Below are 26628 nucleotides of genomic sequence, written 5' to 3'. Positions count from 1 at the left end.
GCCCCCGCGTGCTGCGGGGTGCCGTACCGCCCGTCGGCCCGTCATGTCCCCTGGTTTTTCAGGGACTTCGCCTGGGATGCCGGATTTTTCTCACTCGGAGTTTGTCTTCCGGCATCCTTCCGGACACCTTTCGTATCCTTCCCCGTCGCGGCAGTCGTTGGCGAGGATCTTCGGAAATCCTGAAGAACGCCCGTTCGTCATTGACAGGCGTCACCCCAAGTCAAGATCATTGAACTCAGCGCGACACCGACCCGATCCCCCCACCGATGCGTTGCATCAGCGAATCGAGTCCGTCTCTTCCGTGTCGCCGCCCGTATCCACACCGGGAGCTGAACCCGTATGAACACCCCCACCATGCGCGCCGGACTGCTGACCGCGCCGCGCGTCCTCGACCCGCACGCCCGGCTCGACGTGCCCGAGCCCGGCCCCGGTGAACTCCTGGTCCGCGTCCTGGCGTCCGGCATCTGCGGCTCCGACCTCGCCGCCTGGCGGGGCACCCACCCCTACAAGGTGGCGCCCGTCGTCCTGGGGCACGAGTTCTGCGGCGAGGTGACGCGCGTGGGCGGCGGACCCGGCGCGGACGACGGGGAGTTCACGGCCGGCGACCTGGTCTGCTCGGCGGCGTTCTCCCCGTGCGACACCTGCGCCGAGTGCCGGCGCGGCTCCCCCCACCTGTGCACGGACCGCCGCAACCTCAGCCACGAGGGCTGGCAGGGCTCCTTCGCCCAGTACGTCCTGCTGCGCCGCAACATGACCCACCGCCTCCCGCCGGGCACCGACCCGGTCGCGGGCGCGCTGGTGGAACCGCTGTCCATCGGGCTGCACGCGGTGCGCCTCGCCGGTGCGGGCGCCGGGCGCAGCGTCGCCGTCCTCGGGTCCGGCACGATCGGGCTGAGCTGCCTGCTGGCCGCCCGGCGGCTCGGGTTCGGCCCGGCCGTCTGCGTGGACGCCGGGCCCGCGAAGGCCCGGCTCGCCGAGGCGGCGGGCGCGGCGGGGTACGTCGACGCCCGGACCTATTCCCCGCCACCCGCCGAGGTCGGCGAGCTGATTGCCCGTCAACTCGGCGGTGAGCGGCCGGAGGTGGTGTTCGTCTCGGCCGGGTACCCCGGCGTCCTCGACCAGGCGGTCGCCGCCGTACGGCCCGGTGGGACGGTCGTCGTCGTCAGCTACTTCGAGGGGCCCGTCCTCACCGACCTCAACGCGCTCGTCGGGCGCGAGGCCCGGGTGCTGTTCTCCTCGCTGTCCGTGCCCGACGACTTCCGCCAGGTCATCTCCTGGCTCGCGGACGGCACCCTCGACCCGCTCCCGCTGGTCACCCACCACTTCCCGCTCGACGACATCGAGGAGGCCATGTCCGTGCTCGACCGCCCGCCGGCGGCGGCCACCGGCAAGGTGATGCTGCGGATCGGGGGCGCCGCGTGAACGCCCTGCTGCTCGCGCTGGCCGACCTCACCCCCGACCCGGACCGCGTCCGTACCCTCGCCGGCGACCCGGACCTCGACGCCGCCGCGTTCCTGGAGTCCGCCGCCCGCCACAAGCTGCTCCCGCTGATCGGCCGGCACGTCCACCGCCACCACCTCGACCGCGGCGCCGGCGCCCTCCCCCACGCCTGGGTGCTGACCTCCGCGTACGTCGCCAACCGCACCCGCAACCTCGCCCTGGCCGACGAATTCGGCGCCGTACAGCGTGAGTTGACGTCCCATCAGGTCCGGTACGCGCTCCGCAAGGGGTTCATGCTCGCCGAGGGTGTGTACGGCGATCCCGGCGCCCGGCGCATCGGTGACCTCGACCTCGCGCTGCACCCCGAGGACACCGGCCCCGCACATGCCGCGCTCACCCGACTCGGTTATGTGCAGGGGGAGTTGGCCGTCGACGCGGACCGGGTCGTGCCGTACGGCGGCGCCGGCGACGGCTCTCAGCGAGGGGACGACGGGGAGTTCCTGCCGTACCGCAAGGCCGGGCTGCGGCCCGAAGTGCCCGAGCTCTACGTCGACCTGTGCACCGTCCTGCCCGAGGCGCCGCTCGGGCTGCCCGAGGTGCCGATGGCCGACGTGCTGGAGCGGTCGCGGAGTTCCGTGCGCTGCGGGTCCCCCGCGCGGGAGTTGCATCCCGTCGATCAACTCATCGACCTGTGGGCACAGTTGAGTGCGCCGGCCCGTGCGCTGCTGGACGGGGAGCCGGACGGCGGATTCCTTCCGCTGGCCAAACTGCTCGACGTCGCGCTGCTGTCCGCGCGCCTCACCGCCGCGGACTGGGCGCTCACCGAGGCGCTCGTCTCCCGGCCCGGACTGTGGCCCGCGCTGGACGCCGTGCCGCGCCTCGTCTCCCTCGTGTTCCCCGGCTCCACGCCGTCGCCGTTCGCCGACGGACCGGCCGCCGTACCCGGGCTCACCGCCCGCCTGACGGCCTGACCTTCCTAGGAGTCCCCCCATGCTCATCGCCCTCGTCGGGTCCGACGGTGCGGGCAAGTCCACCGTCACGCGGCTCCTCACGGCCGGCTCCGCCGGTCCCGTACGGCGCTCCGACCGCTGGGACATCGTCGCCGAGCCCCAGCACTATCCGTCCGCCCGGCTCCTGCGCCCCGACGTCCAGTTGGGCCGGACCGCCGCCGCCGAGATGCCCAACCCCGCCCGGTTCCTCTTCTTCCTCTGGTCGTCCTGCATGGCCCTCCAGGGCCGGGACCCCGCACCCTCGCCGGGCACGGTCACCCTCCTCGACGGTTACTGGATGAAGCACGCGGCGGTCGAGGTGGTGCACGGTCTCGACCGGGCGTGGGTGGAGTCGGTGGGCGCCGGGCTCCCCGCCTGCGACCAGGTCCTCTACCTGCGGATCGCGCCGGAGACGGCGTGGGAGCGGAAGCGGGGGGAGGAGATCCTGCCGTACGAGTGCGGGGGCGACCCCCTGTGCTCCCGCGAGTCGTTCATCGCCCACCAGAGCCGGGTGCGGCGGGTGCTGGACGACTGGGCGCAGCGGTTCGGGTGGCGGACGGTGGACGCGGACCGGCCGGTCGAGGAGGTCGCGGAGATCGTCCGCGAGACGGCGGGACTGGCGGCGTCTCCCGCCGAGGTGACGCGGTGAGCGGGGTACGGGCGGGGGGCGAGGGGGCGCCGTACGCGAGCGCCTCCGGCACGGACGGCCGGCTCGGCACGTTCGGCTCCGGTACTGACGGCCGGCACGACACGTCCGACTCCCGCGCGGACGGCGGGTTCGACACCTCCGGCTCGGCCGAGGCGCCCGGCGCGTCCCGACGAAGCTCGCCCGCGGCCCTCGGCACGCCTCGCCCCGCCTCGGCCGAGGCGCCCCGCGCCCGATCGGGCCCGCCCGGGGTGTCTGATAGGTTCCGCCCCGCCCCCGGCTCGGCCCACCCCGGCGGAGACGAGAAGCCCGGTGCGCCCCGGCCCGCCCCCGCCGCCACCCGGCCGGGCCCGGCCGAAGCGCCCGGTGCGGCCCGGCCCTCCCGAGCCGAGGCGCTCCACACCGCCCCGTCCGATTCCGCCGGGCCCGATCTCCTCGTCCTCAAGGTCGGGGGGAGTCTCGTCTCCGACAAGCGGGCCGACGACGGGATCGACACGGTCGCTCTTGCCGGGTACGCGCGGCAGATCGCCGGCCTGGTGCGGGAGCGTCCCGGGCGGGTGGTGTTCGTGGCCGGGGGCGGGGCGTTCGGGCACGGGGCCGTGCGGGAGCTGCGGGCCGATGACCCGTTCACCGCGCTGGAGCTGACCCGGGCGACCTTCGCGGTGAAGTGGGCCTGGGTGAGTGCCCTGCGGGACGCCGGGGTCACCGCGATGCCGTTGCAGGTGGCCGCGCTCGCCTGGGACCGGCGGCCGGCGGGGCGGGTCGGTGACGCCGACCCCCGGACCGTCGGCGCCGGTACGGGTGAGGAGGTCGAGGCGGACCGGACGGTCCTGCGCAAGCTGCTGGACGCCGACGCCGTACCCGTACTCTCCGGGGACTGTGTCCTCGCGGCGGACGGACGCCTGCGCATCCTCGGCAGCGACCACGTCCCCGGGCTCCTCCTGGACGCCGGTTTCGGCCGGGTCAGGATCGTCACGCTGACGAACGTCTCCGGGGTCCTGGCGGACGGTCCCGCCGGCACGGAGGTGGTCCCCTTCGTCGACCCCGACGCCCCCGGCACCGCGCACGACCTGGTGTGGGAGTCCGCGAGCTGGGACACCAGCGACGCCATGCACGGCAAACTCCGCGCCCTCACGAGCCACGCCCGGCGGGGCGGCGAGTGCCTGATCATGCGGGGCGACCCGGACGCGCCGACGCTCACGCACCTTTTCGAACCGATCGCCGCCTGGCCTTCGACGCTCCCCCACACCCTGATCGCCCGCCGCACCCCGGCAGACGCGAGCACGTAGACCTCCGGGCGGGTGCACAGGCCAAAGCCGGCGCCCGCCCCCGCTCCCCGGGCTCGCCCCACGCCCGCCCGACGAGCATCCCTCCCCCGCTTCCCCCCAGAAAGGCACCCCCATGTCCACCACCACCCTCCCCCAACTCACCCTCCTCAACCCCGGCCCCGTCAACGTCCACCCCGACGTCCGCGCCGGCATGACCGCCCCCGACCAGTGCCACCGCGAGTCCGAACCCCTCGCCCTGCTGGCCCGTGCCCGGCGCAAGGCCGTGCGGATCTCCGGCGGGACCCCCGAAGAGCACACCGCCGCCATCGTCACCGGCTCCGGCACAGCCGCCCTGGAAGCCGCGTTCGCCTCGATCGTCCCGCCCACCGGCCGCATCCTGATCCTGGACAACGGCCACTACGGCGAGCGCCTGTGGCGGATCGTCAGCGCGAACGGCGTCCCGCACCAGCGCCTGGAGTTCGGCTGGACGAACCCGATCGACCTGGAGACCCTGGACCGCACGCTCGCGCAGGACCCGAGCCTCACGCACGTCGGACTCGTGCAGCACGAGACGAGCACGGGGCAGCTGAACCCCGTGCGGGAGATCGGCGAGATCGTGGCGAGGCACGGCCGCCGGCTCGCGGTGGACGCGATCAGCAGCCTGGGTTCGGAACGCTTCGACCTGGTGGAGGACCACGTCGACTGGGTCGTGGCGACGGCGAACAAGTGCCTGGAGGGCCTGCCCGGCGTGAGCTTCGTCGCGGGCCGCAGGGACCGTTTCGAGGAGCTGAAGGACGTACCCGCACGGGGCTTCTACCTGGACCTGTACAGCAACTGGTCGTCGCAGGAGGGCAAGGGAGTCCCGGCGTTCACCCCGGCGGTCCAGGTGCTGACCGCGTTCGAGGTGGCCCTGGACCGCTCGATCGAGGAGGGCACGGTGGAGCGGGGCAAGCGGTACCTGCACCTCGCGGAGCTGATCCGCGCGGGCCTGACGGAGCGGGGCTGCGAGTTCCTGCTCCCCCCGGAGCACCGCGCGAACTCCTGCACGAACGTGTACATCCCGCACGGCATCGCGTACGCGGACCTGCACGACACGATCAAAGCGGAGGGCTACGTCATCTACGCCACCCAGGAGCAGCTCCCGGGCGTGTTCCGGGTGGCGAACATGGGCCAGCTCACGGAGTCGGACGTGACGGGCTTCCTGGCGGCGTTCGACCGCGCGGTCGAAAAGCTCAAGCCCTGACCCCGCTCAAGCCCTGACCCCGTTCAGTCCCTGCTCCTGACCCTGGCCGCCGTCCCCCACCCGCACGGCCACCCCCACTCCCCCATTCCCCCCACCCGGAGGTTCACCATGCCCTTCGTCTCCCTAGCCATCGTCGGCGCGGGCCCCAGCTGCACCTACGCCCTGGAACGCCTCGCCGCCCTCGCCCAGGCGGCCGACGGCCAGATCCCGCTGGCCATCCACATCTTCGACGCGTCGGGCCAGTTCGGAGCCGGCCAGGTGCACAGCCCCGAGCAGCCGGCGACGAGCTTCCTGAACCGCATCGTCGGCCAGGTGTCGTTCGCGGCGGACGAGACGGTCGAGGAGGCCGGCCCGCTGCTCCCGGCCGAACTGCGCCCCACGCTCCTGGAGTGGTGCCACGAACGCTTCCGGGCGACCGGCGACCCGCTGTACGACGTGAGCGCGGAGGACTGGCCGAAGCGCTACGTCCACGGCCAGGCGCTCCAGGACCAGTTCGAGACGTACCTCAGGCTGCTGCGCTCGGCGGGCGTGAAGGTCGACCTGCACCACGCGGAGGTCGTCGACATCCACGAGTCCGCCGAGGGCGGCGACCGGCTCACCGTCGTCACGAACGCGGCGGACGCCTCGTACGACGTGGACAGCGTCCTGATGGTCACCGGCCACTCGTGGAACGACCCGGACCGCTACCCGAAGCAGGCGAAGTGGAACGCGTTCGCGAAGAAGCACGGCGCGGTGTTCGTGCCGTCCGCGTACCCGATGGAGCTGCACATCCCGGAGGCGTCGACCGGCCCGGGTTCGGTGGTCGGCTGCCTCGGCATGGGCCTGACCAGCATCGACATCATCCTGCACCTGACGGAGGGCCGGGGCGGGAAGTACGTCGACCGGGGTGACGGCCAGCTGCTGTACGTCCCGTCGGGCGACGAGCCGGCGTCGATCGCGGTGTTCAGCCGCTCGGGCCTGTTCACGTTCGCGCGGCCGTACAACGCGAAGGAACGCGACCTGGACGCGCTGGAGCACCGGGGTGTGTTCCTGACGGAGGCGGCGGTGGACGCGCTGCGGGTGTCGCAGGGCGGGACGCCGGTGACGATCGGCGGACTGGCGCGCGTGCAGCTGGACTTCGAGCGGCAGGTGCTGCCGGTCGTGGTGCTGGAGATGGCGGCGCTGTACTACCGGACGCTGTTCGGGCCGGAGTTCGGGGCCGCGCTGGAGGCGGCGGTGCGCCCCGAGTACGAGGCGTTCCTCGCGGACGCGGGCGCGGGTGCGTCGTCCGCCGACGCGGTGGCCCGGCTGTCGGGCGCGGTCGAGCGGTACGTCGACCCGGTGGCGAAGGCGCTGGACGCCGTACTGCGCGGCGGGGAGGCCGAGTTGCCGAAGGGCCTGCTGGCGCGCTACCTGGAGGTCGTGTTCGGCCCGGACTCGGGCGCGCGGCTCGCGGGTCTCACCGACCGGGCCCGGTTCGCGCGGGCGGTGGCGGTGACGCCGTCGCCGTACCGGCACGGCACGTACGCGGCGGACAACCGGTTCTCGTGGGAGCGGACCCTGTGGCCGATCCCGCGCGACGGGCACCTGGACGGCGAGGGGTACCGGGCGGCGCTCCTCGACTTCCTGGACGTGGACCACCGCTGGGCGGCGCAGGACAACCTGACGAACCCGGCGAAGGCGGCGGCCGACGGCGTCTGGCGCGACCTGCGCGACACGCTGGCGTACGCGGTGGACTTCGGCGGTCTGACGGCGGCCTCGCACCAGAACTTCCTGGACGTGTACATGCGCCACCACAACCGGCTGTGCAACGGTGCGGCCCTGGAGGTCATGGAGAAGGTGCGGGCGGCGATCCGCGCGGGCCTGGTCGACGTGTCGGTGGGCCCCGGCGCCGACCTCACGACGGACGCGGCGACCGGCCGGTTCCGGGTGCAGGGTCCGACGACCGGCGCGGACGTGGAGCTGGACGTGCTGGTGGACTCGCGGGTGCACCCGTTCGACGCGGAGAACGACGTACGGCCGGTGTATCCGGCGCTGCTGCGGCACGGTCTGGTCCACAAGTGGGTGAACCCGGGCCAGGGCGGGGCGCCGGACTTCGGTCCGGGCGGGCTTGAGCTGACGGCGGACTTCCACCCGGTGCGCGGGGACGGTACGGCGGACGCCCGGCTGACGTTCCTCGGTCCGCCGAGCGAGGGCGTGATGTTCTTCCAGCTCGGCGCGCTGCGTCCGAACCGCAACCACCATGTGATGCAGGACGTGCTGCGCTGGGTGCGGGAGTTCTGGCCCCGCGTGCAGGACGCGCCGGTCCCCGCGAGCGCCTGACGCCGCCTCGCCCGTGACGGGTTCCCCCACACCCGTCACGGGCCCCTTTTCCCCTGTCCCCCCCCCACATGAAGGAGGTCACGCCGTGGCCCGAACGCAGCGTCTGCTGGTCCTGGACCCCGTCGATCCCGAGGCTCTCGCCGAACTCGGCCGGGATCTGGAGGTCGTGGTGCGGCTGAAGCCGCCGCAGGACGAACTCGCCACCCTGGTCAAGGAGGTGGACCCGGACGCCGTCGTGGTCCGCAGCGGGGTACGGCTGACCGAGGAGGTGATCCGGTCCGCGCCGCGGCTGCGGGTGATCGGCCGGGCCGGCAGCGGCACCGACAACATCGACGTCGACGTCGCCCGCGAGCTGGGCATCCGCGTCTTCACCCTGCACGGCGTCTCCGCGAACGCGGTCGCCGAACTCGCCCTGGGCCTGGCCCTGTCGGTGACCCGGAACCTCGCGCTGGCGGACCGGCAGATCCGCGCCGGCCTGTGGCGCAAGCCGGAGCTGGCCGGTCCCGAACTCGGCGGCCACACCCTGGGCGTGGTCGGCCTCGGCCCGATCGGCTCCCGGCTCGCGGAGCTGGCCCGCCCGCTGCGGATGCGGGTCCTCGCGTCGGTGGCCTCGCCGACTCCCGAGCGCGCGGAGGAACTCGCCGCCGAGGACATCGAACTCGTCCCGCTGGAGCGGCTGTTGCGGGAGTCGGACGTCGTCTGCCTCGCGCTGCCCCTCAACGACGCGACCAGACACCTCATTTCGGGCCCGGAGCTGGCCGCGATGGGCCCGGACACGTACCTCGTCAACGTCGCCCGGGGCGGTGTCGTCGACGAACAGGCCCTGTACGAGGCCCTGTCGACCGGCGTGATCGCGGGCGCTGCGCTGGACGTGCACGCCGTCGAGGGCGGTGTCTCGGCGCTCGCCGAGCTGGACAACGTCGTCCTCACCCCGCACATCGGGGCGACCACGCACGACGCGCAGCACCGCATCGGCGCCCTGCTGGTGTCCCGGCTGCGCGAGGAGCTCTCCGCCGCCGGCGTCCTGGCGCGCCCCCTGGCCCCGGAGGCCGTCCAGTGAGCGCGTCCCGTGTCCGTGCCGCCGTGATCGGCGCCTCCGGGTTCACCGGCGGCGAGATGCTGCGGCTGCTGCTGAACCATCCGGACGTCACCCGGATCGCGGCGGCGGCCCGCTCGCAGGACGAGCCGCTGGAGTCCGTCCACCCCCAACTCCTCGGCAGCGACCTGGAGTTCACCACACCGGACGAGGTGACGGCCCGCGCGGGCGAGTTCGACGTGGTGTTCCTGTGCACGCCGAGCGGCGAGGCCATGCGCCGCGCCGGTGGCCTCCTCGCGGCCGGCACCCGGGTGGTCGACCTGAGCGCCGACTTCCGCTTCGCCGACCCCGGGACCTATGCGCGGGCGTACGGCGCCGAGCACACGGCGACGGACGCGCTCGCCGAAGCGGTGTACGGGGTCAGCGAGTTCAACCGGGAGCGCATCGCCAGGGCCCGCCTGATCGCGAACCCCGGCTGCTATGTCATCACCGCACTCCTGGGCGTCGTCCCGCTCTACGACAGCGGCATCGCGGACCCCACCTCGCCGCTCAACCTGGTGGGGATCAACGGGACGTCGGGGGCCGGGAACAAACCGCGCGCGGAGGTGATGCACCCCAACGCGTTCGCGGCGCTGCTGCCCTACAGCCTCCAAGGGCACCGGCACGCGTACGAGTTGGAGGATCAGATCGGCCGGGGTGTGGTGGTGGACCTGTCGACCGCGCACGGCAACTTCGCGCGGGGCATCCACATCCAGGCGACCGTGCCCGTACGGGCCGACGTGCGCGGGGAGTTGAGCCGGGAGGCGCTCCTCGATCTGTACCAGGCGCGGTACAAGGGCGAGTTCTTCGTGCGGGTGAACGCGCGGCCGGCACACGGCGGGCTCACCGACAAGGACTACCGGCGGTATCCGACGCTGGCCGGGGTGACCGGGTCGAACTTCTGCCACATCGGGCTCGACTACGACGCGCACCGGGGCGCGGTGAAGGTGGTGGCCGTGACGGACAACCTCGTGAAGGGGGCGGCCGGTTCGGCGATCCAGAACATGAACCTGATGCTGGGCCTGGACGAGACGGCGGGGTTGCGGACGTATGGCTTCTGACACGCCGCTGGCCGGGGTCCCCCGGCTCGCCGGCCGGCCGGTGGTGCCCGGGGAGCGGTGGATCCTGTCGGCCGGTTTCAACACCGGCGTGAAGCTCGCCGAAACCGCCCGTATCGACTGCGAGCTGGCGGACATCGCGGCGCTCGCGGACGCCGGTGCGCGGGTCGCGGTCCTGTCCCACCAGGGCAGTCACCGCGACGGCACCGCGCGCGGCCTGTCCCACGTCGCGGCCTATCTGGCGCGGGAGTTGGGCCGGGTGGTGGCCTACCACCCGCACAGCGCGGACGAACAGGCGCCGAAGGTCGCGGCGGCGATGTCGCCGGGGCAGATCGTGCTGTTCGGCAACACCCGGGAGTACGCGGGCGAGGAGAGCGACGACCCTGATCTGGCGCGGGCGTTCGCGCGGCTCGGGGACCGGGTCGCGGTGGGCGGCTTCTCCAAGGCGCACCGCGCGCACGCCTCCACCACCGGGCTCCTGGAGCTGCTGCCCGGGGTGGCGGCGCGGAGTCTGGTGCGGGACGTGGAGGCGCTGGCGCCGTGGGCGGTGCGCGACGGCAGGCGGTCGGTGGCGGTGCTCGGCGGGCGCAAACCGGAGAAGGTCCTCGCCGGTCTCGCGGGCCTCGCCGCCTACTACGACGTGATCGTGCCGGGCGGCGTCGTCCTCAACACCGTCCTCGCCGCCCTCGGCCACCGCACGGGCGCGTCCTGGCTCGGGACCGACCCGGAGCGCTGCGTCCGGGTGGCCCGCGAGGTCCTGGAGGGCCCGCGCAAGGCGCTGATCCACATCCCGTCGACGGTGTACGTCGCCCCGGCCGACGCCTCCGGCAACCCGACCGGACCGGCCCGCCCCCTCGCCCTGCCCGCCGACGTGCCCGACGGTCACGCGGTCGTCGACTTCGACCTCCAGCCGTGGGCCGCCGCCGAACTCACCTACGCCGAGCGGGCGGTGGTGGCGGGCACGCCCTGCCAGTACGTGTACGGCCACACGCGGGCGGCGGACGCGGTCCTGCCGGTGCTGGCCGGCACGGACACCCTGCTGCTGGGCGGCGACACGGTCGCCGAACTCCCCTGGCGGGGCCGCACGTCCACCGGCGGCGGCTCCGCGCTCACCCTGCTCGCCGAAGGGGACTGCGCGGTGCTGCGGGCCCTGCGGAATCCACGAAGGACGTGAAGCATGCACTTCGACCTCGCCATCCCGACCCGGATCGTGTTCGGCGCGGGAACCCTGGACCGCCTCGGTCCCCTCACCGGGGAGCTGGGTGAACGTCCCCTGCTGGTGACCGGGCGGTCGGCGGGCCGCAAGTACGGTTATCTGGAGCGGGCGTTGGCCTCCCTGGGCGGCGCCGTCCACTTCGACGGCGTGTCGTCGAACCCGACCTGTGCGGAGGTGGAGCAGGCCGCCGAGGTGGCGCGCAGGCACGGGTGCGACGTGGTCGTGGGGCTCGGCGGGGGCAGTCCGCTGGACGCCGCCAAGGCCGTCGCCGCCGTCCTGGGCACCGGGCGTCCGGCGACCGAGCTGATCGGGTCCACGCTGTCCCCGGCCGACCCCGTCGTACCGATCGTGGCGGTGCCGACGACCGCCGGGAGCGGTTCCGAGGTGACGAAGGGCGCGATCGTCACCGACACCGTGCGGCGCTTCCGCTCCGGGATCCGGGGCGACGCGCTGACGCCCCGGATCGCCGTGATCGACCCGGAGCTGACGGCGACGGTTCCGCGGCACGTGCGCACGGAGACCGCGTTCGACGCGTTCGCGCATGCCGTCGAGGGGTTCGTGGCCCGCCGCTCCGACCCGCTCAGCCAGGCGCTGGCCGTCCAGGCGCTGGAGCTGATCACCGAGCACACCGACGTTCTGGTCCGGGGCGACGACTCCCGCGCCGGCCGCGAAGCCCTCTCGCTGGCGGCGCTCCTCGGCGGCATCAACGTCGCCCGCGCCAGCACCTGTCTGCCGCACCGGCTCCAGCAGGCCATGGGCGCGCTGCCCGACCTCGGCATCTCCCACGGCCGGGGCCTGGCCGTCGTCTACCCGGCCTGGCTGCGCCACACCGAGCACCACGCGCCGGACGACTTCGGCCGCCTCGCGCGGGCGCTGGGCACGTCCAGCGTGGGCGAGGCGGTCGGCGCGTTCCTGGAGCGCACCTCGCTCGCGTCGCGGCTGCGGGACCACGGGGTGTCCCGTACGGACCTCGGCGCACTGCTCGACGGGGTGACCGGCAACCTCGACAACGACCCGCGCCCCGACGTGGACGCCGAGTATCTGCGGGTGCTGTACGAGGAGTCGTACTAGGACAGCGGGACCCGCTCAGGAGCCGTCCAGTGCTCCGGCGCCCGCCAGTCGCGCCACTTGTCCCACCAGCGGTCGCCGCTCTCGACCAGGGCGGCGACCCGGTCCGCCGTCTCGCGCACCGACTCCGCCTCGCCGGGGGCGAATCCGCCGGTGGCGGCGCGGTGGGCGAACTCGTCCTCGTCCTTCCACGTGTACGGCGGGGTCCCGGGGGTGGGCGGGATCAGGAGGTCGAGTTCCTGGTCGAGGGTGTCGAAGCCGTCGGGCGTGAGGCGCATGGGGCGCTGGAAGTTGACGTACCAGCCGCCCGTGGGCCGGCTCCACACCGAGTAGCCGTCGCCGGGGCGCACCAGTTGGAGGACGCCCGGCGAGCGCCAGGTGTCGCCGATGCCCAGCCAGGGGTGCGGGCCCCGGCTGAACTCGCCCTGTCCGAAGGTGAGGGGGGTTCCCTGAGCCGTGAAGACGGCGAGTCCGTCGGCGTCGTGCGCCACCACCCGTACCGGGTAGAGAAGCCATTCGCGCCCGTCGAGCATCTCGCGCCGGACGATGGTCCGCCCCGGCGCGAAGAACTTGTTCACCATACATCGACCCTATCGGGAGCCGTCCCATGTCCCTTGTCGTCGTGGCCCGTTGGCGTACCACCACGGATTCCCAGGAGCACATCGCCGCGCTCCTCCCGGACTTCGCGGCCACCGCCCTCGCCACCCCGGGCTGTCTCTCCTTCAAGGCCGTCCGCTCCACGTCCGACTCCCGCTCGTTCGTGCTCGTCGAGCGCTACACCGACCACGCCGCGTTCGAACGGCACCTGGCGGGCGCGGACTACCAGCGGATGCTCAACGACCTGTTACTGCCGCATCTGGTGCTGCGGGAGCGGGACATGTACGTGCCGCTCACGGCGTGACACGGCGCCAGAAACAGTCGTGAAGCGTCCTGAACCGGACGCGCGATGATCTCTTTCGAGTGAATCGGGGACGGAATTAGCCTGTTCGGCCGAGGGGGCAGGCACGCTGGACGTGTCGAGGCGGGAGGGGCCGGTGGGGATGGCGGGGATACAGGCGGCGGCGGTTCAGGCGCCCGCGCGAGGGGCGGTGCCCCGGCACGTGGCCTGTGTGATGGACGGCAACGGCAGGTGGGCGGCGAGCAGGTCGCTGCCCCGGACGTCGGGGCATCGCGCCGCCGAGGCGACGGTGATCGACGTGATCGAGGCCGCGCGCGGGGCGGGCGTGCGGTGGCTGAGCCTGTACGCGTTCTCGACGGAGAACTGGCGGCGGCCCGGCAGCGAGGTCGACTTCCTGATGCGGCTGGTGCGCCGGGTGGTGCGCAAGCACGCGCCGCTGCTGCACGCGCGGGGCATCCGGTGCCGGTTCCTCGGGGTGAGCGATCCGCGTATCCCGGCGGGCCTGGCGCGGGACTTCGCCGACCTGATGACGCTGACGGAGGGGAACCGGGGGATGACGCTGACCGTCGCGTTCGACCACGGCGGCCGGCGGGACATCGTGGAGGCGGCGCGGTCGCTGATCCGCGCGGGCGTGCCGGCGGACGCCGTCGACGAGGAGAGTTTCGCCGCGCACCTGCCGTTCCCCGACACGCCGGACGTGGACCTCGTCATCCGTACGTCGGGTGAGCAGCGCATCTCCAACTTCATGCTCTGGCAGGTCGCCTACGCGGAGTGGACGTTCCCGCCCGTGCTGTGGCCCGACTTCCGGGCGCCGCACTTCCTGGAGTGCCTGCACGCCTACCAGCAGCGCGACCGCCGGTACGGCGGCGTCGTACCCCCGCCCCAGCGGATCGGAGAATCCCGCCCGTGACCGACACCAGCGCCACCGACACCCCCTTGTTCGGCCCGGGCTCGCAGTTCGACACGTTCGTCAACGACCCGCGCTGGGCGCTGGCCCTGGTGCGGGCGCTCGTCCTGGAGGCGGCGCATCCGCAGGTCGGCGCGGCCCTGCTGGACAACTCGACGTTCATGACGCACCCGTGGCGCCGCCTGTGGAACACGTACCGCAGCCTGCGCCGCATGTTCGGCACGGACGACGACGTACGTGCGCGGGAGGCGGGCCGCCTGAACCGGCTGCACGCGCGCCTCAGGAGCGCCGGCGAGTACGACGCGACGGACCCCGAGGTCAGGGCGTGGGTCGTGGCGACGCTGTTCGAGAGCACGGTCACGATGTGCCGGCTGAGCGGCCAGCCGCTGGACCCGGCGGAGATGGACCGGGTGTACGCCGAGTACCGGGCGGTCCTGGGCGCGCTGGACGGCGAGGAGAACCGGCTGCCGGGGACGGTGCGGGAGTTCTGGCCGTACTACGACCGGGTCGTCGCGGAGGAGCTGGAGAACACGGAGGCGGTGCGGATCATCCTGTACCGGCTGTTCGACCACGTTCCGGCGCCGCCGCTGCTGCACGGTGTGCCGACGCTGTGGGCGGCGGGGCGGGCGGTGGCGGGGCCGGTGATCGGGGCGGTCACGGTGGCGTCGCTGCCGGAGGCGTTCCGGCGCCGGGCGGGGCTGGCCGAGGTCCCGGGGGCGGGGGCGCTGTTGCGGAGCGCGTACTTCACGGCCGGGCTCGCGCGGTTCCTGCCGGAGGGGTGGGTCGAGGCGGACAAGGTCGTCGGCCTGCTGTCGGCGTCGCCGGACAGCGACGATCCCCGGATCAGGGCGGTGCGGGACACGGTGCGCAAGGCCGGTGCGTTCGTGCGGCTGGTCACGCCCCTGCCCGCCGAGCCTCTTGTGGTCCCGCGTCAACGGTCGGGTGACGCCGAGGAGTTCTTCGACGCGGTCCTCGACCAGACCGGCGACGGGTACGTCATGTGGCCGGACCTCGCCGCGATGGCCCGCGAGCTGTCGACCCGCCTCGACCTGGACGAGCCGCTGGAGACCCGCCTGTACACCGCGTACGCCGACTGGTGGCGCGAGCTCCAGTCGGCGCTGGACACCGACGGCGACGGCCGGGTGAGCCGCGCGGAGTACGCGGCGGCCGTACCGTCCCTCGCCGGGCCCGCGCTGATCCGGGTCGCCGAGGTCCTCTTCGACGCCACCGACACCGACGGGGACCAGCGCATCGACGCGGAGGAGTACCGGCGGCTGTTCCGCAGGGCGTTCCGCCGCGAGCTGCCGGAGCTCGGGGAGGTGTACGCGCGGGGCGACTTCGTGCGGGACTTCCTGTCGTTCATGGCGGGACGGCACCGTACGACGCCGTTCGATCCGCTGCTCGCGGAGGCGTGACGGCAGGCGTCAGGGGCGGTTCCCCGTGCGGGGGCCGCCCCTGACGGGTGGTCAGCTCGCTGTGCCGCAGTAGGTGCCGGGGATGGAGGAGACCGTCATGCAGACCCGGTCGCCCTGGACGAGGGCGGGGGACGGCCTGAACGTGCCCTGCACGAGGTTCGGCTGGGTGAGGATCGTCGTGCTGCCCCTCGCCGGGAGGCCGTTGACGGTGAACGACAGGCCGAGGAGCGTCGGCGGCTGCCTGATCGAGAACGTGTACACGTAGCCCTGGGCCGCGTTGCCGTCGACGCCCGCGCACACCCGGGCCTCCGGGACGCAGACCACCTGGACTGCGGGGGCGGCCGAGGCGGTCGTGGGCATGAGGACCGCGCCGAGTGCCGCGCCCGCCGCCAAGCCGCTCGCGATGAGTCTCGTTCGCATGGGTCTGGTCGTCTCCTTCTGCCGGCTTTGACCATGCGTTCGGTCGTCCTCGATGGTGGTGCGGGTGGGGCGGGGCGTCAAGAGACAGCGGCGGGAGCGTTCCTAGACGCGGACGGGCCCTCGGCGTCCGGCGACGAGGCCGCCGCCCGCGCCGAGGGCGACCAGGCCCATGCCGGCGGCGGTGGCGATGCCCATGGCGCCGTCCATCGTGAGGCCGGAGACGACGGCGACGACGCCGTTGAAGAGGAACAGGAACCACAGGACGGGCCGTGTCGACAGGAACGCCTTGATCCTGGACTTCTTCTCGGTGGTCCGCTCCGGGGCGGCGTACGGGGACTTGTTCATGGGGTTTCCTTCGTAGTGCGATCTCTGTCCCCAACGATCCCGGCGCGCGCCCGCCGCCACGAGGGAGGCCGCTCCCGGACCTGGGGTGTAGCCCGCTACACCCCCGCGAGCCGGTTTTCCACAACCGCTCACGTTGTGCTGCCCGGCGCACTACGCTCGGTGGGCGAGGTGGTGCATGAGGCACTCGGAGAAGCGGATCACGCTCCTGGAGGAGCTCCGCGCGGGCTGGCGGGCGGCCCGGCGGGGCTGGGTGCTGGACGACGAGCTGTCGGACGCGGTGTGGAACGCGGTGAAGGCCGCGATCCAGGAGGGCATCGTCGAGCAGGCGGACCGGCAGGCGCGCACCCACCTCGCCGCCCTGGTGGGCCGCCCGGTCCCGCGCGCCCTGCGCATCACCGACTTCGGCCGGGACGTCCTGGTGTACGCGCACAGCCGTACGGCCGTCGAGCCGTCCCCGCGTGAACCGGCGCCCGGCGAGCGGCTGGTGAAGCTGCTGCCCGCCCAGATGGAGACGCTGCGGGTCTTCGTCGGCGTCGGCCACCGGCTGACCCGGCCGCCGGTCACGGGGCTCGCGGAGCGGGTCGCGGCGGCGGCGTTCAGCGCCGCCGAGAAGCGCTGGTACCTGTGCCTGACCCCGGAGCAGATGGAGTCGGCGGCGTACGCGATGTCCCTGCGGACGACCGTGTTCTCGTGCGCGGAGGAGAACCGCTTCAGGCGTGAGTACGGGGTGTGGGCGCGGCGCGGGCGGGGCTGAACCCTCCGGGGTGCGGGCACGGCCGGCTTCGGCCCGCGCTGCCTGCGACCTGCGCGGACATCCTTCAAACCACCTGATCGAGTAGGTTCCCCGCGTGCGGACCGCCGACGGCTCTACTCGGGTGGGTGGTGACGGCGCCGGTCGGCCGCGACGGGTCTGGGACCACAACCGAGGCGGGCCCACTCCGTGGGCGGGTCCGCCGTGGGTGTGGGAGGTGCTGCGCGTGTCGACCACCGTCGGATCCAGAGGCCGTCGGCCCCGAGGCGTGGGCGACGCCGGGTACGACGGCGCCGCCGCCTCCGTCCGGCTCTCCGCGCGCCCGCCCGACGGAGGCCGTGGCGCCCCGCTCGCCGGGGCTGATCCGATCCCCCCGCCGCACCGGTGCCCGCCGGGAGCATCACGACGCTGGTCGAGGACGACCGCTTCCACAACCGCCAGGTCACCGGCCTCGGCGTCCTGCCCGGCCGACACGCGGACGGCGCCCCAGGAAACCCCGGGGCGCCGATATGACGAACCGTCAGAAGACGCTCACGCCGTACGCGTTGAGCGCCTCCGTCACCGGCTGGAAGAACGTCACCCCGCCGCTCGTGCAGTTGCCGCTCCCGCCCGACGTGAGGCCGAGGGCGGTGGTGCCGGAGAACAGGGAGCCGCCGCTGTCGCCGGGCTCGGCGCAGACGTTGGTCTGGATGAGCCCGCTCACCGTGCCCTCGGCGTAGTTCACCGTGGCGTTGAGGCCGGTGACGCTCCCGCCGCGCAGCCCCGTCGTGGAGCCGCTGCGCTGCACGGACTGCCCGACGGTCGCGTTCCCGGCGGCGGTGACGTCGCGGTAGCTGCCGTTGTAGAGGTAGACCCGCCCGTCGGCGGCCGAGGCGTTGGCGTGCCGGATGATCCCGTAGTCGTTGCCGGGGAAGCTGGACCCGGTCCGTGTCCCGAGGGTCGTGCTCTGGCCGGAGTTGGTGTACCAGGTGGAGCCGATGGCCGTGCAGTGCCCGGCGGTCAGGGCGTAGTACGTGTTCCCGCTGCGGACGTTGAACCCGAGGGAGCACCGCCCGCCGGAGTAGATCGCGTCGCCGCCGGCGATGAGCTTGCTGAACGTGCCGGGCGTCCGGTTGATCTGGAGCCCGCCCGCCCGGTCACCGGCGGCGGCCTTGATCCCGGCGATCTCCGCCGCGCTGACGGTCGCGTCGGCGGTGACGACGACCTTGCCGCTCGCCGGGTCGGTGTACCAGGCCGTGCCGACGACGTCGGCGGTCTCGACGGCGTCGGCGACCCGCGCGAGCTGGGCGCCGCTCAGTTTCGCGGGCGCCGCATCGGCCGCCGCCGCGGGCACGGTCACCGCCGCCGCGGGCACGGTCACCGCCGCCGCGGCGACGAACGCCGACGCCACCGCGACGAGACGGGCTCTCTTGGACAGGGTGCGGACAACTCTCACTGCGACCTCCGAAGTGGGGTTCCGGGCCCGTTGGGGTGGCGGGCCCGCGAGGTGCACACGCCGGACCTTGTTTCGGTCATGAGCGCGTCAAGATTTGACACAGAAATCCTCAACTCCGCCCCGGAGGAGGAACAAGGTCAATTTCCGGACGCACCCTCACACCCACCCCGCGAACCCCACCGACCCCAGTCCCCCCACCACGAAACGCGCCTCCATCGAAGGCGCGCCTCGTTCACTTACGCACGTTCACACCCCATACGTCACCCACGCCCCGTCGGCCGATTCGCGCCCTGGCGATCTCCGGCCCGCCATGAGAAGGCCGCACGCGAGAGAGCCGCACTCACCGCCAGTCGAACACTCCCGCGCCCTGCGCCTGTTCCGGCACCTCGGGCGCCTGCGCCGCGTCCCACTCCGTACGCCCCATCACGACCTCCGGGTCGAACATCACGATGACCCCGGCGATCAGCAGCAGGATCAGCGGCCCGGCGAGCATCACCAGCATGAAGGAGAGCAGGCTGGCGGAGGACTGCCCGCTGACGGTGCCGTGCGCGGCGTGGACGCTGACCGCCGCCATCCCCGTGTAGTGCATGACGGACACGGCGGCCCCCATGACGAGGCTCGCACCCAGCGTCGCCCACACCGCACTGATGGAGACGGCGGCCCACAGCGCGGCGGTCGCGGCGACCACGGCGATCACGACGGAGAGGAGGACGACCCCGTTGTCGTACCGGAGCCCGTTGACCTTGAGCGCGCCCATGCCCATGTAGTGCATCACGGCGACACCGAGCCCGGTGATCGTGCCGGCGACGCCCAGCGTGACGGGCCCCGAACCCCGGTAGCCGACGAGGAAGACGCCGACGGCGACGACGGCGATCGCGACGAGGAGGCTGAGGATCGTGAGGGCGGCGTCGTACTCCATGAGCTCGCCGTCGACGGTGAAGCCGATCATCGCGATGAAGTGCATGGTCCAGATGCCGCAGCCGAGCGACACCGCACCGAGGGCGAGCCAGCCCCAGCGGCGTTCACCGCCGGCGCGCCGCAGGGAGCGGGTGGTGCAGCGCAGGGCCAGGATCGAGCCGACGCACGCCATGACGAAGGCGGCGACGGGGGTGACGAGACCGTAGTGGAACTCCGACAGGGTGGCGCTCACGGTGCCGATGCCTCTCTACACGGGTCCAGAACAAGCCACTTGGCTGATTCCTTCACCATTCAACCACGACTTGCTTACGTGATCATCACACCACCACCTCATACTCCTACCTCCCAAGCCCGTCCCAGCCCACCCCAGTCGCCCCCAGACATGCCAAAACAGCCCCCGCACCCGAGTGCGGTGGCCGATTCAGCCCTTCCGGACGCTCACCGCGCAGGCGGCGGAGCCGTACTCTCCCGCACCACGAGCCGCGTAGGCACCAGCGTCGTCCCGTGCGCGGGCCCGTCGTGCCGCATCTTCCGCAGCACCGCCCGCACGCACAGCCGCCCCACCTCGGCGAAGTCCTGGTGCAGCGTGGTCAGCGGCGGCAGGAACGAGGACGCCTCCGGGATGTCGTCGAACCCGATGACGCTGACGTCCTCCGGCACCCGCCGCCCGCTCTCGTGCAGCGCCCGCAGCAGCCCGAGCGCCATCTGGTCGTTGGCCGCGAAGACCGCCGTGCAGTCCTCCCGCGCCGCGAGGTCGAGCCCCGCCCGGTACCCCGACTCGGCCGACCAGTCCCCGCTGACCGGCGGCGGCACGAGCCGCCCGGCCTGCACGAGCGTCTCCCGCCACGCGTCCGTACGGCGCTGCGCGGCGAAGGAGTCCTCGGGCCCCGACAGGTGCCAGACCGTCCGGTGCCCGAGCCCGAGAAGATGCTGGACGGCGGTCCGGGTCCCCCCGGCCTGGTCGGTGTCAACGACCGTGTACCGCTCGCCCGCGTCGGAGTCCGCGACCACCACTTGGACGTACGGCGGCAGATTGATCGTGGCCGCGTCGAGGAGGTGCACCTCCATGATGACGATCACGGCGTCGACGGCGAGTTCTTCGAGCCGCGTGAAGGCGCCGCGCACCTCGTCCTGGGTGGGGACGGCCACCGGGAGCAGGGTCACCGCGTACCCCTCGGCGGCGGCCGAGTTGGCGATCGCCTCCAGGGTGCGGACGTTCCCGGTGGAGGAGAGCGAGAACGTGATGACGCCGAGCGTACGGAACTCGCCGCGCTTGAGGGCACGGGCGGCGCTGTTGGGCCGGTAGCCCAACTCACGCATCGCGTCGAGCACTTGGCGACGTGTCTCCTCGGTCACGCCCGCATAACCATTCGACACGCGCGAGACGGTCTGGGAGGACACGCCGGCGACCCGGGCGACGTCGGCCATCGACACGCTCGCGCGTCTGCCCCTGGTCTCGGCGGGTGCGGACCCCTGCGCCGGGATGCTGTGTGTCGTGTCCATTTTCAACCCCCGGCCTCTTCCTCTCGTCACCTCGGCCACACTCTCCCCCGGAGACCCTTGACCTGCGTCATCGGAGGAGTGTAGACATGCCGCCATCAGATGTTTACGTAAACATAACAGCTCAGGTCTCTTTTTTTGCTGGCTGATGTTTACGTAAACATCGGGGCGGCGTCGCACTGGGAACCGTGAGGCGCTGCGGGTTCCATGAGTGGACGAGCGAGGATCGATCATGAAGACGCTGCAACCGCCGGCCGCCGCCGAGCCGCGGCCGGCACCGCCTCCGGCGAAGAAGGACCGCCGTTCCTGGACCGGCTGGGGGTTCATCGGCCCCTTCGTGGCCGTGTTCGCCCTCGTCTTCCTGGCACCGATCGCGTACTCGATCTACCTGAGCCTCTTCCGTGACCAGCTCATCGGCGGGAACCACTTCGTCGGCCTCGACAACTACACCCAGGCGCTCCAGGACTCCCAGTTCTGGGACTCCCTGGCCCGGGTCGGGATCTTCCTGCTGATCCAGGTGCCGATCATGCTCGGCATCGCCCTGCTGGTCGCGCTCGCGCTGGACAGCGGCCGGCTGTACGGCAAGAGCTTCTTCCGGATCACGATCTTCCTGCCGTACGCCGTCCCCGCGGTGGTCGCCACCCTGATGTGGGGCTTCATGTACGGCACGAAGTACGGCCTGGTCCGTGACATCAACGACGCGTTCGGTGTCACGCTGCCGAACCTGCTCGACCCCAGCTGGGTGCTCGCCTCCATCGGCAACATCGTGACCTGGGAGTTCGTCGGCTACAACATGCTGATCTTCTACTCGGCACTGCGGGTCGTACCGACCTCGCTGTACGAGGCGGCGGAGATCGACGGCGCCGGACAGTGGCGGATCATCCGCTCGATCAAGATCCCGGCGATCCGGGGTTCGCTCGTGATCGCGACGATCTTCTCGGTCATCGGCAGCTTCCAGCTCTTCAACGAGCCGAGCATCCTCCAGCCGCTCGCGAAGAACGCGATCACCACCGACTACACGCCGAACTTCTACACGTACTCGCTGTCCTTCAACGGCCAGCAGCACAACTACTCCGCGACCGTCGCGATCATCATGGGCGTGATCACGATGATCGTCGCCTACGTGGTGCAGCTCCGCGGCATGCGCAAGGGAGCGTGACGAACGATGACCACCTCTGTCACCACCGCTCCCGCGAAGAGCTCGCCGAAGCTGCGCACCCCGCGCAGGACCAAGGCGTACAGCGCGGGCAAGCCGCGCCGCAGCAAGCTGCTGACCGGCCTGATGGCCCTGATGGCCGTCTACACGATCGCCCCCCTGGTGTGGCTGATCATCAGCGCCACCAAGACCCAGGAGGGCCTGGCCGACTCGAACGGCCTGTGGTTCGCGAAGCACTTCGCCCTGTGGTCGAACATCCACGACACGTTCACCTACCACGACGGCATCTTCGGCCGCTGGCTGCTGAACACCCTGCTGTACGTCGTCCTCGGCGCGGGCGGCGCGACGCTGCTCGCGGTGCTCGGCGGGTACGCGCTGGCGAAGTTCGACTTCGTCGGCAAGAAGGCCATCTTCGCCGTCGTCATCGGCGCGGTCGCGGTGCCGGGTACGGCGCTGGCGGTGCCGACGTTCCTCATGTTCAGCAAGATGGGCCTGACCGACACCCCGTGGGCGGTCATCATCCCGTCGCTGGTGTCCCCGTTCGGCCTCTACCTGATGTGGGTCTTCGCGGCCGAGGCCATCCCGACGGAGCTGCTGGAGGCGGCCCGGATGGACGGCGCCGGGGAGGTGCGGACCTTCTTCCAGGTCGCGCTCCCGCTGCTGGCGCCGGGCATCGTCACCGTCCTGCTGTTCACGACGGTCGCCACCTGGAACAACTACTTCCTCCCCCTGATCATGCTGAAGGACCCGGACTGGTACCCGCTCACCCTGGGTCTCAGTTCCTGGAGCGCGCAGGCGCAGACGATCGGCGGTGACGTGATCTTCAACCTGGTGATCACCGGCTCGCTGCTCACGATCCTGCCGCTGATCGCCGTGTTCCTGCTGCTCCAGAAGTACTGGCAGTCCGGTCTGTCGGCCGGAAGCGTCAAGGAGTGACTCCGACGCCCCCAAGCCCCACAATTGCGCACAAAACGCAGCACCCCCACCCTCACCCGATCCACCCACGAAGAAGTGGAAGCACCATGCGCAGAACAACGAGCCGTGTCCTCCGCGGCGTCGCCCTCGTCTCCGTCCTCGCCGTCGGCGCCACCGCCTGCGGCAGCTCGGACGACGACGACTCCTCGCAGAAGGCCGTCTCGGCCGGGGACCTCCAGGCCGCTCTGGACAAGGGCGGCGACATCACGGTCTGGGCCTGGGAGCCCACGCTGAAGACCGTGGCCGCCGACTTCCAGAAGAAGTACCCGAAGGTCAAGGTCAACCTGGTCGGCGAGCGCTCGGGCGACAAGCACTACACGGCGCTGTCGAACGCGATCTCGGCCGGCAAGGGCGTCCCGGACGTCGCCCAGGTCGAGTACTTCGCCGTCGGCCAGTACTCGCTCACCAAGGGCCTCACCGACCTGTCGAAGTTCGGTGCCGACAAGCTCGCCTCGAAGTACACGCCGGGCCCGTGGAACGCCGTCAGCGACGGCTCCAAGGTCTGGGGTCTGCCGATGGACTCCGGCCCGATGGCGATGTTCTACAACAAGCAGCTCTTCGACAAGTACAAGATCGCCGTCCCCACCACGTGGGACGAGTACCTGGACGCGGCCCGCAAGCTCCACAAGGCCGACCCGAAGGCGTACATCGCCAACGACACCGGTGACGCGGGCTTCACGACCTCCATGCTGTGGCAGGCCGGCTCGCGCCCGTACAAGGTCGACGGCACCAAGGTCGGCATCAACTTCGACGACGCGGGCGCGAAGAAGTTCGAGAAGGTCTGGCAGACGCTGATCAGCGAGAAGCTCCTCGCCCCGGTCACCGGCTGGACCGACGACTGGTACAAGGGCCTGGGCGACGGCACCATCGCGACCCTCGCGACCGGCGCCTGGATGCCGGCGAACTTCGTCACCGGTGTCGCCGCAGGCGCCGGCAAGTGGCGTGCCGCGGCCATGCCGCAGTGGGCCAAGGGCGAGAAGGCGAGCGCGGAGAACGGCGGCAGCTCGCTGACCGTCCCGGCGCTGGCCAAGAACAAGGAGCTGGCGTACGCGTTCACCGAGTACGCGAACTCCGGCGCCGGTGTCGCCACCCGCGTCTCCGAGGGCGCCTTCCCCGCCACCAAGGCGGAGCTGGAGTCCCCGGCGTTCCAGGCCAAGAAGTTCGACTACTTCGGCGGCCAGGAGGCCAACAAGATCTTCGCCGAGTCCGCGGCGATGGTCGCGAGCGACTGGAAGTACCTTCCCTTCCAGCCGTACGCGAACTCGATCTTCAACGACACCGTCGGCAAGGCGTACGTCTCCTCCACCACCCTCGCGCAGGGTCTGAAGGCATGGCAGGACGCCTCCGTGAAGTACGGCAACGAGCAGGGCTTCACGATGGAGAAGTAGGTCTTCTCCGCCAGCAGTTCAGAACGACCGGGCGGCGCGGCCCTGTGCCGCGCCGCCCCCGTGCACCCCCCTCGGGAAGGACCGCCATGATCTCCACCCTCCACGCCCGCGCCGCGCGCGGGACGGACGGTGACCTCGCCCCGCGCTTCTCCTACGGCGCCGACTACAACCCCGAGCAGTGGCCCCGGGAGGTGTGGGAGGAGGACATCCGCCTGATGCGGGCGGCGGGCGTCAACGTCGTCTCGTTGGCGATCTTCTCCTGGGCGCGTCTCCAGCCCGGCCCCGACAGCTGGGACTTCGGCTGGCTCGACGAGGTCATGGACCTGCTGCACGCGGGCGGCATAGGCGTCGACCTCGCCACCGCGACGGCCTCGCCGCCGCCGTGGCTGACGACGGCCCACCCGGAGATCCTCCCGGTCACGCAGACCGGCGAGACCCTGTGGCCGGGCGCCCGCCAGCACTGGCGGCCCACCTCCCCGGTCTTCCGCGAGCACGCCCTGCGCCTGGTGCGCACGATGGCGGACCGCTACAAGGACCACCCCGCGCTGATCGCCTGGCACGTCTCCAACGAGCTGGGCTGCCACAACATCTACGACTTCTCGGACGACGCCGCGCGCGCCTTCCGGATCTGGCTGCGCGAGCGCTACGGCACGCTCGAAGCCCTCAACCACGCCTGGGGCACGGCGTTCTGGTCGCAGCGCTACACCGACTGGGAGCAGCTCCTGCCGCCCCGGCTCGCGGCCTCGCACCCGAACCCGACGCAGCAGCTCGACTTCAAGCGGTTCTCCTCCGACGTCCTGAAGGACTACCTGCGCGCCGAGCGCGACATCCTGAAGGAGATCACCCCGGACGTCCCGGTCACCACCAACTTCATGGTGATGGGCGAGACGAAGGGCATGGACTACGCGGACTGGGCCGCGGAGGTCGACTTCGTCTCCAACGACCACTACGTCCTGCCCGGCCCGCAGTCGCGCGACGAGCTGGCGTTCTCCGCGAACCTGACCAGCGGCATCGCGGGCGGCAAGCCGTGGTTCCTGATGGAGCACTCCACCAGCGCCGTGAACTGGCAGCCGGTGAACGTCGCCAAGCGCCCCGGCGAGATGGCGCGCGACGCGCTGCTGCACGTGGCGCACGGCGCGGACGCCGTCTGCTACTTCCAGTGGCGGCAGTCGGCGGCGGGCGCCGAGAAGTACCACTCGGCGATGGTCCCGCACGCCGGTGAGGACAGCGAGGTCTTCCGCGCGGTCGCCGCGCTCGGCGCGACCCTCAAGACCCTTGCCCCGGTGGCCGGTTCGGACCGCGAGACAGCGCGCGTCGGCATCGTCTTCGACTGGGACTCCTGGTGGGCGAGCGAGCAGGACTCGCACCCCACCGCGCTCCTCAAGTACCGCCAGGAGGGCCTGGACTGGTACTCGGCGCTCCTCGCGCTGGGCGTGCGCGCCGACCTGATCACCAAGCGCACCGACTTCTCCCGCTACGACGTGCTGATCACGCCGGTCCTGCACGTCATGCCGGCCGAGCTGGCCAAGGACCTGACCCGGTACGCCGAGCAGGGCGGCCACCTGATCGCCACGTACTTCTCGGCGGTCGTCGACGAGAACGACCACATCTGGCTCGGCGGCTACCCCGGCGCCCTGCGCGACCTGCTCGGCATCCGTGTCGAGGAGTTCGGCCCGCTCCTTCAGGGCGAGTCGGTCGCGCTGGACGACGGCACCACGGGCACCCTGTGGACCGACCGCATCACCCTGGCCGACGACGCGACCGAGGTCCTCGCCCGCTACGAGTCCGGCAACCAGGCCGGGCGCGCGGCCGTCACGCGCCGTACGACGGGCGGGGGTTCGGCGTCGTACGTGTCGACGCGCCTGGGCGTCGAGGGGCTCACGGCGCTGCTGCCGAAGCTCCTTCAGCCGGCCGGCGTGGAGAGCGAGCTGCCCGCCGGGGCGCGCGGGCGCGTGGAGCTGACCGTGCGCAAGGGCGCCGAGGAGCGGTTCCTGTTCCTCGTCAACCGCACGGACGACGAGGTCGACCTGAGCGGCTTCGCCGGTGACGTGCTGTACGGGTCCCTGGTCCTCGGACCGCGTGAAGTGACCGTCGTACGCCGCCCGTTGGCCTGATCCCCCCACCTTCCCGACTCCCCGGGCGACGTGTGTCCGTCCGCCCGGGGCCACCCCCTCCTGCCCGCGCGGCGGGAGGGGCCACCGCAGCGTTTCCACCTA

The 26628-nt window shown here is 72.1% G+C and carries 25 protein-coding genes; 19 read left to right on the top strand and 6 right to left on the bottom strand.

Translation table 11 applies throughout. From position 1 onward, the window contains the following. Window positions 1–339: 339 nt before the first annotated feature. The 10 genes from ACQCO7_RS41495 to ACQCO7_RS41450 all read left to right on the top strand — a co-directional run bounded on the left by ACQCO7_RS41495 (window position 340) and on the right by ACQCO7_RS41450 (window position 12307). Window positions 340–1422 (top strand): zinc-dependent alcohol dehydrogenase, encoded by a 1083-nt coding sequence (locus tag ACQCO7_RS41495; protein ID WP_464076683.1) that lies wholly within the window; start codon window positions 340–342, stop codon window positions 1420–1422. Beyond that, window positions 1419–2411, top strand: coding sequence for a nucleotidyltransferase family protein (locus ACQCO7_RS41490; protein ID WP_464076682.1), 993 nt, complete (start codon window positions 1419–1421; stop codon window positions 2409–2411). The genes ACQCO7_RS41495 and ACQCO7_RS41490 overlap by 4 nt, the downstream gene beginning before the upstream one ends. Window positions 2412–2430: 19 nt before the next feature. Next, window positions 2431–3078: a dTMP kinase gene (locus ACQCO7_RS41485; RefSeq protein WP_464076681.1), complete on the top strand. Its 648-nt coding sequence runs from the start codon at window positions 2431–2433 to the stop codon at window positions 3076–3078. After that, on the top strand, window positions 3075–4364 hold the full coding sequence (locus tag ACQCO7_RS41480; RefSeq protein WP_464076680.1) for an amino acid kinase family protein: 1290 nt from the start codon (window positions 3075–3077) through the stop codon (window positions 4362–4364). Before ACQCO7_RS41485 ends, ACQCO7_RS41480 begins: the two co-directional genes overlap by 4 nt. A gap of 112 nt (window positions 4365–4476) precedes the next feature. Next, on the top strand, window positions 4477–5586 hold the full coding sequence (locus ACQCO7_RS41475) for a pyridoxal-phosphate-dependent aminotransferase family protein (RefSeq protein ID WP_464076679.1): 1110 nt from the start codon (window positions 4477–4479) through the stop codon (window positions 5584–5586). A gap of 108 nt (window positions 5587–5694) precedes the next feature. After that, the gene (locus tag ACQCO7_RS41470; protein WP_464076678.1) at window positions 5695–7887 is read left to right on the top strand and encodes an FAD/NAD(P)-binding protein; all 2193 of its coding nucleotides are present in this window, start codon (window positions 5695–5697) and stop codon (window positions 7885–7887) included. 85 nt (window positions 7888–7972) lie between these two features. Then, a complete protein-coding gene (locus tag ACQCO7_RS41465; RefSeq protein WP_464076677.1) occupies window positions 7973–8947 on the top strand; it encodes an NAD(P)-dependent oxidoreductase in 975 nt (324 codons plus the stop codon). Then, entirely contained in the window at window positions 8944–10023 is a 1080-nt protein-coding gene (gene argC, locus ACQCO7_RS41460) for an N-acetyl-gamma-glutamyl-phosphate reductase (RefSeq protein ID WP_464076676.1), read from the top strand. Before ACQCO7_RS41465 ends, argC begins: the two co-directional genes overlap by 4 nt. Next, window positions 10013–11194, top strand: coding sequence for a phosphoglycerate kinase (gene pgk / locus ACQCO7_RS41455; RefSeq protein WP_464076675.1), 1182 nt, complete (start codon window positions 10013–10015; stop codon window positions 11192–11194). Before argC ends, pgk begins: the two co-directional genes overlap by 11 nt. Before the next feature lie 3 nt (window positions 11195–11197). Beyond that, window positions 11198–12307, top strand: coding sequence for an iron-containing alcohol dehydrogenase (locus ACQCO7_RS41450; RefSeq protein ID WP_464076674.1), 1110 nt, complete (start codon window positions 11198–11200; stop codon window positions 12305–12307). On the opposite strand, the gene ACQCO7_RS41445 is transcribed toward ACQCO7_RS41450, so the two are convergent. Next, window positions 12304–12885 (bottom strand): ribonuclease FAU-1 family protein, encoded by a 582-nt coding sequence (locus tag ACQCO7_RS41445; protein ID WP_464076673.1) that lies wholly within the window; start codon window positions 12883–12885, stop codon window positions 12304–12306. The genes ACQCO7_RS41450 and ACQCO7_RS41445 overlap by 4 nt on opposite strands. Before the next feature lie 26 nt (window positions 12886–12911). Between ACQCO7_RS41445 and ACQCO7_RS41440 the strand changes: the two genes are divergently transcribed. The 3 genes from ACQCO7_RS41440 to ACQCO7_RS41430 all read left to right on the top strand — a co-directional run bounded on the left by ACQCO7_RS41440 (window position 12912) and on the right by ACQCO7_RS41430 (window position 15524). Further along, window positions 12912–13205 (top strand): putative quinol monooxygenase, encoded by a 294-nt coding sequence (locus ACQCO7_RS41440; protein WP_464076672.1) that lies wholly within the window; start codon window positions 12912–12914, stop codon window positions 13203–13205. Between the two features lie 139 nt (window positions 13206–13344). Beyond that, complete coding sequence (uppS, locus tag ACQCO7_RS41435; protein ID WP_464076671.1) at window positions 13345–14112, top strand: polyprenyl diphosphate synthase; 768 nt, start codon at window positions 13345–13347, stop codon at window positions 14110–14112. After that, the gene (locus ACQCO7_RS41430; protein WP_464077424.1) at window positions 14100–15524 is read left to right on the top strand and encodes an oxygenase MpaB family protein; all 1425 of its coding nucleotides are present in this window, start codon (window positions 14100–14102) and stop codon (window positions 15522–15524) included. Before uppS ends, ACQCO7_RS41430 begins: the two co-directional genes overlap by 13 nt. A 51-nt stretch (window positions 15525–15575) precedes the next feature. Here ACQCO7_RS41430 and ACQCO7_RS41425 read toward each other — a convergent pair whose 3' ends face one another. After that, window positions 15576–15944 (bottom strand): hypothetical protein, encoded by a 369-nt coding sequence (locus ACQCO7_RS41425; RefSeq protein ID WP_464076670.1) that lies wholly within the window; start codon window positions 15942–15944, stop codon window positions 15576–15578. Between the two features lie 102 nt (window positions 15945–16046). Further along, the gene (locus tag ACQCO7_RS41420) at window positions 16047–16289 is read right to left on the bottom strand and encodes a hypothetical protein (protein ID WP_464076669.1); all 243 of its coding nucleotides are present in this window, start codon (window positions 16287–16289) and stop codon (window positions 16047–16049) included. A 175-nt stretch (window positions 16290–16464) separates the two neighbouring features. Between ACQCO7_RS41420 and ACQCO7_RS41415 the strand changes: the two genes are divergently transcribed. Continuing rightward, window positions 16465–17043 carry a DUF6417 family protein gene (locus ACQCO7_RS41415; protein ID WP_464076668.1) on the top strand — a complete coding sequence of 193 codons (579 nt, stop codon included), beginning with the start codon at window positions 16465–16467 and terminating at the stop codon, window positions 17041–17043. 381 nt (window positions 17044–17424) lie between these two features. After that, on the top strand, window positions 17425–17553 hold the full coding sequence (locus ACQCO7_RS41410; protein ID WP_464076667.1) for a hypothetical protein: 129 nt from the start codon (window positions 17425–17427) through the stop codon (window positions 17551–17553). Window positions 17554–17560: 7 nt separating this feature from the next. On the opposite strand, the gene ACQCO7_RS41405 is transcribed toward ACQCO7_RS41410, so the two are convergent. From ACQCO7_RS41405 to ACQCO7_RS41395, 3 genes are all read right to left on the bottom strand, one after another. Further along, complete coding sequence (locus ACQCO7_RS41405; protein WP_464076666.1) at window positions 17561–18475, bottom strand: S1 family peptidase; 915 nt, start codon at window positions 18473–18475, stop codon at window positions 17561–17563. 340 nt (window positions 18476–18815) lie between these two features. Next, on the bottom strand, window positions 18816–19625 hold the full coding sequence (locus ACQCO7_RS41400) for an MHYT domain-containing protein (protein WP_464076665.1): 810 nt from the start codon (window positions 19623–19625) through the stop codon (window positions 18816–18818). A gap of 206 nt (window positions 19626–19831) precedes the next feature. Beyond that, on the bottom strand, window positions 19832–20896 hold the full coding sequence (locus ACQCO7_RS41395) for a LacI family DNA-binding transcriptional regulator (protein WP_464076664.1): 1065 nt from the start codon (window positions 20894–20896) through the stop codon (window positions 19832–19834). 229 nt (window positions 20897–21125) lie between these two features. Here ACQCO7_RS41395 and ACQCO7_RS41390 point away from each other — a divergent pair, with 229 nt between their 5' ends. From ACQCO7_RS41390 to ACQCO7_RS41375, 4 genes are all read left to right on the top strand, one after another. Continuing rightward, window positions 21126–22052, top strand: coding sequence for a carbohydrate ABC transporter permease (locus tag ACQCO7_RS41390; RefSeq protein WP_010358820.1), 927 nt, complete (start codon window positions 21126–21128; stop codon window positions 22050–22052). A gap of 6 nt (window positions 22053–22058) precedes the next feature. After that, window positions 22059–22985, top strand: a complete 927-nt coding sequence (locus tag ACQCO7_RS41385; protein ID WP_464076663.1) for a carbohydrate ABC transporter permease — start codon at window positions 22059–22061, stop codon at window positions 22983–22985. Between the two features lie 86 nt (window positions 22986–23071). Next, window positions 23072–24412 carry an ABC transporter substrate-binding protein gene (locus tag ACQCO7_RS41380; protein ID WP_464076662.1) on the top strand — a complete coding sequence of 447 codons (1341 nt, stop codon included), beginning with the start codon at window positions 23072–23074 and terminating at the stop codon, window positions 24410–24412. An 86-nt stretch (window positions 24413–24498) separates the two neighbouring features. Then, a complete protein-coding gene (locus ACQCO7_RS41375; RefSeq protein WP_464076661.1) occupies window positions 24499–26526 on the top strand; it encodes a beta-galactosidase in 2028 nt (675 codons plus the stop codon). Window positions 26527–26628 lie beyond the last annotated feature (102 nt).

This window comes from Streptomyces saintjeani (assembly GCF_055409605.1).
Note: the sequence above shows the minus strand (reverse complement) of the source record. Positions and strands in the feature narration are given on the sequence as shown.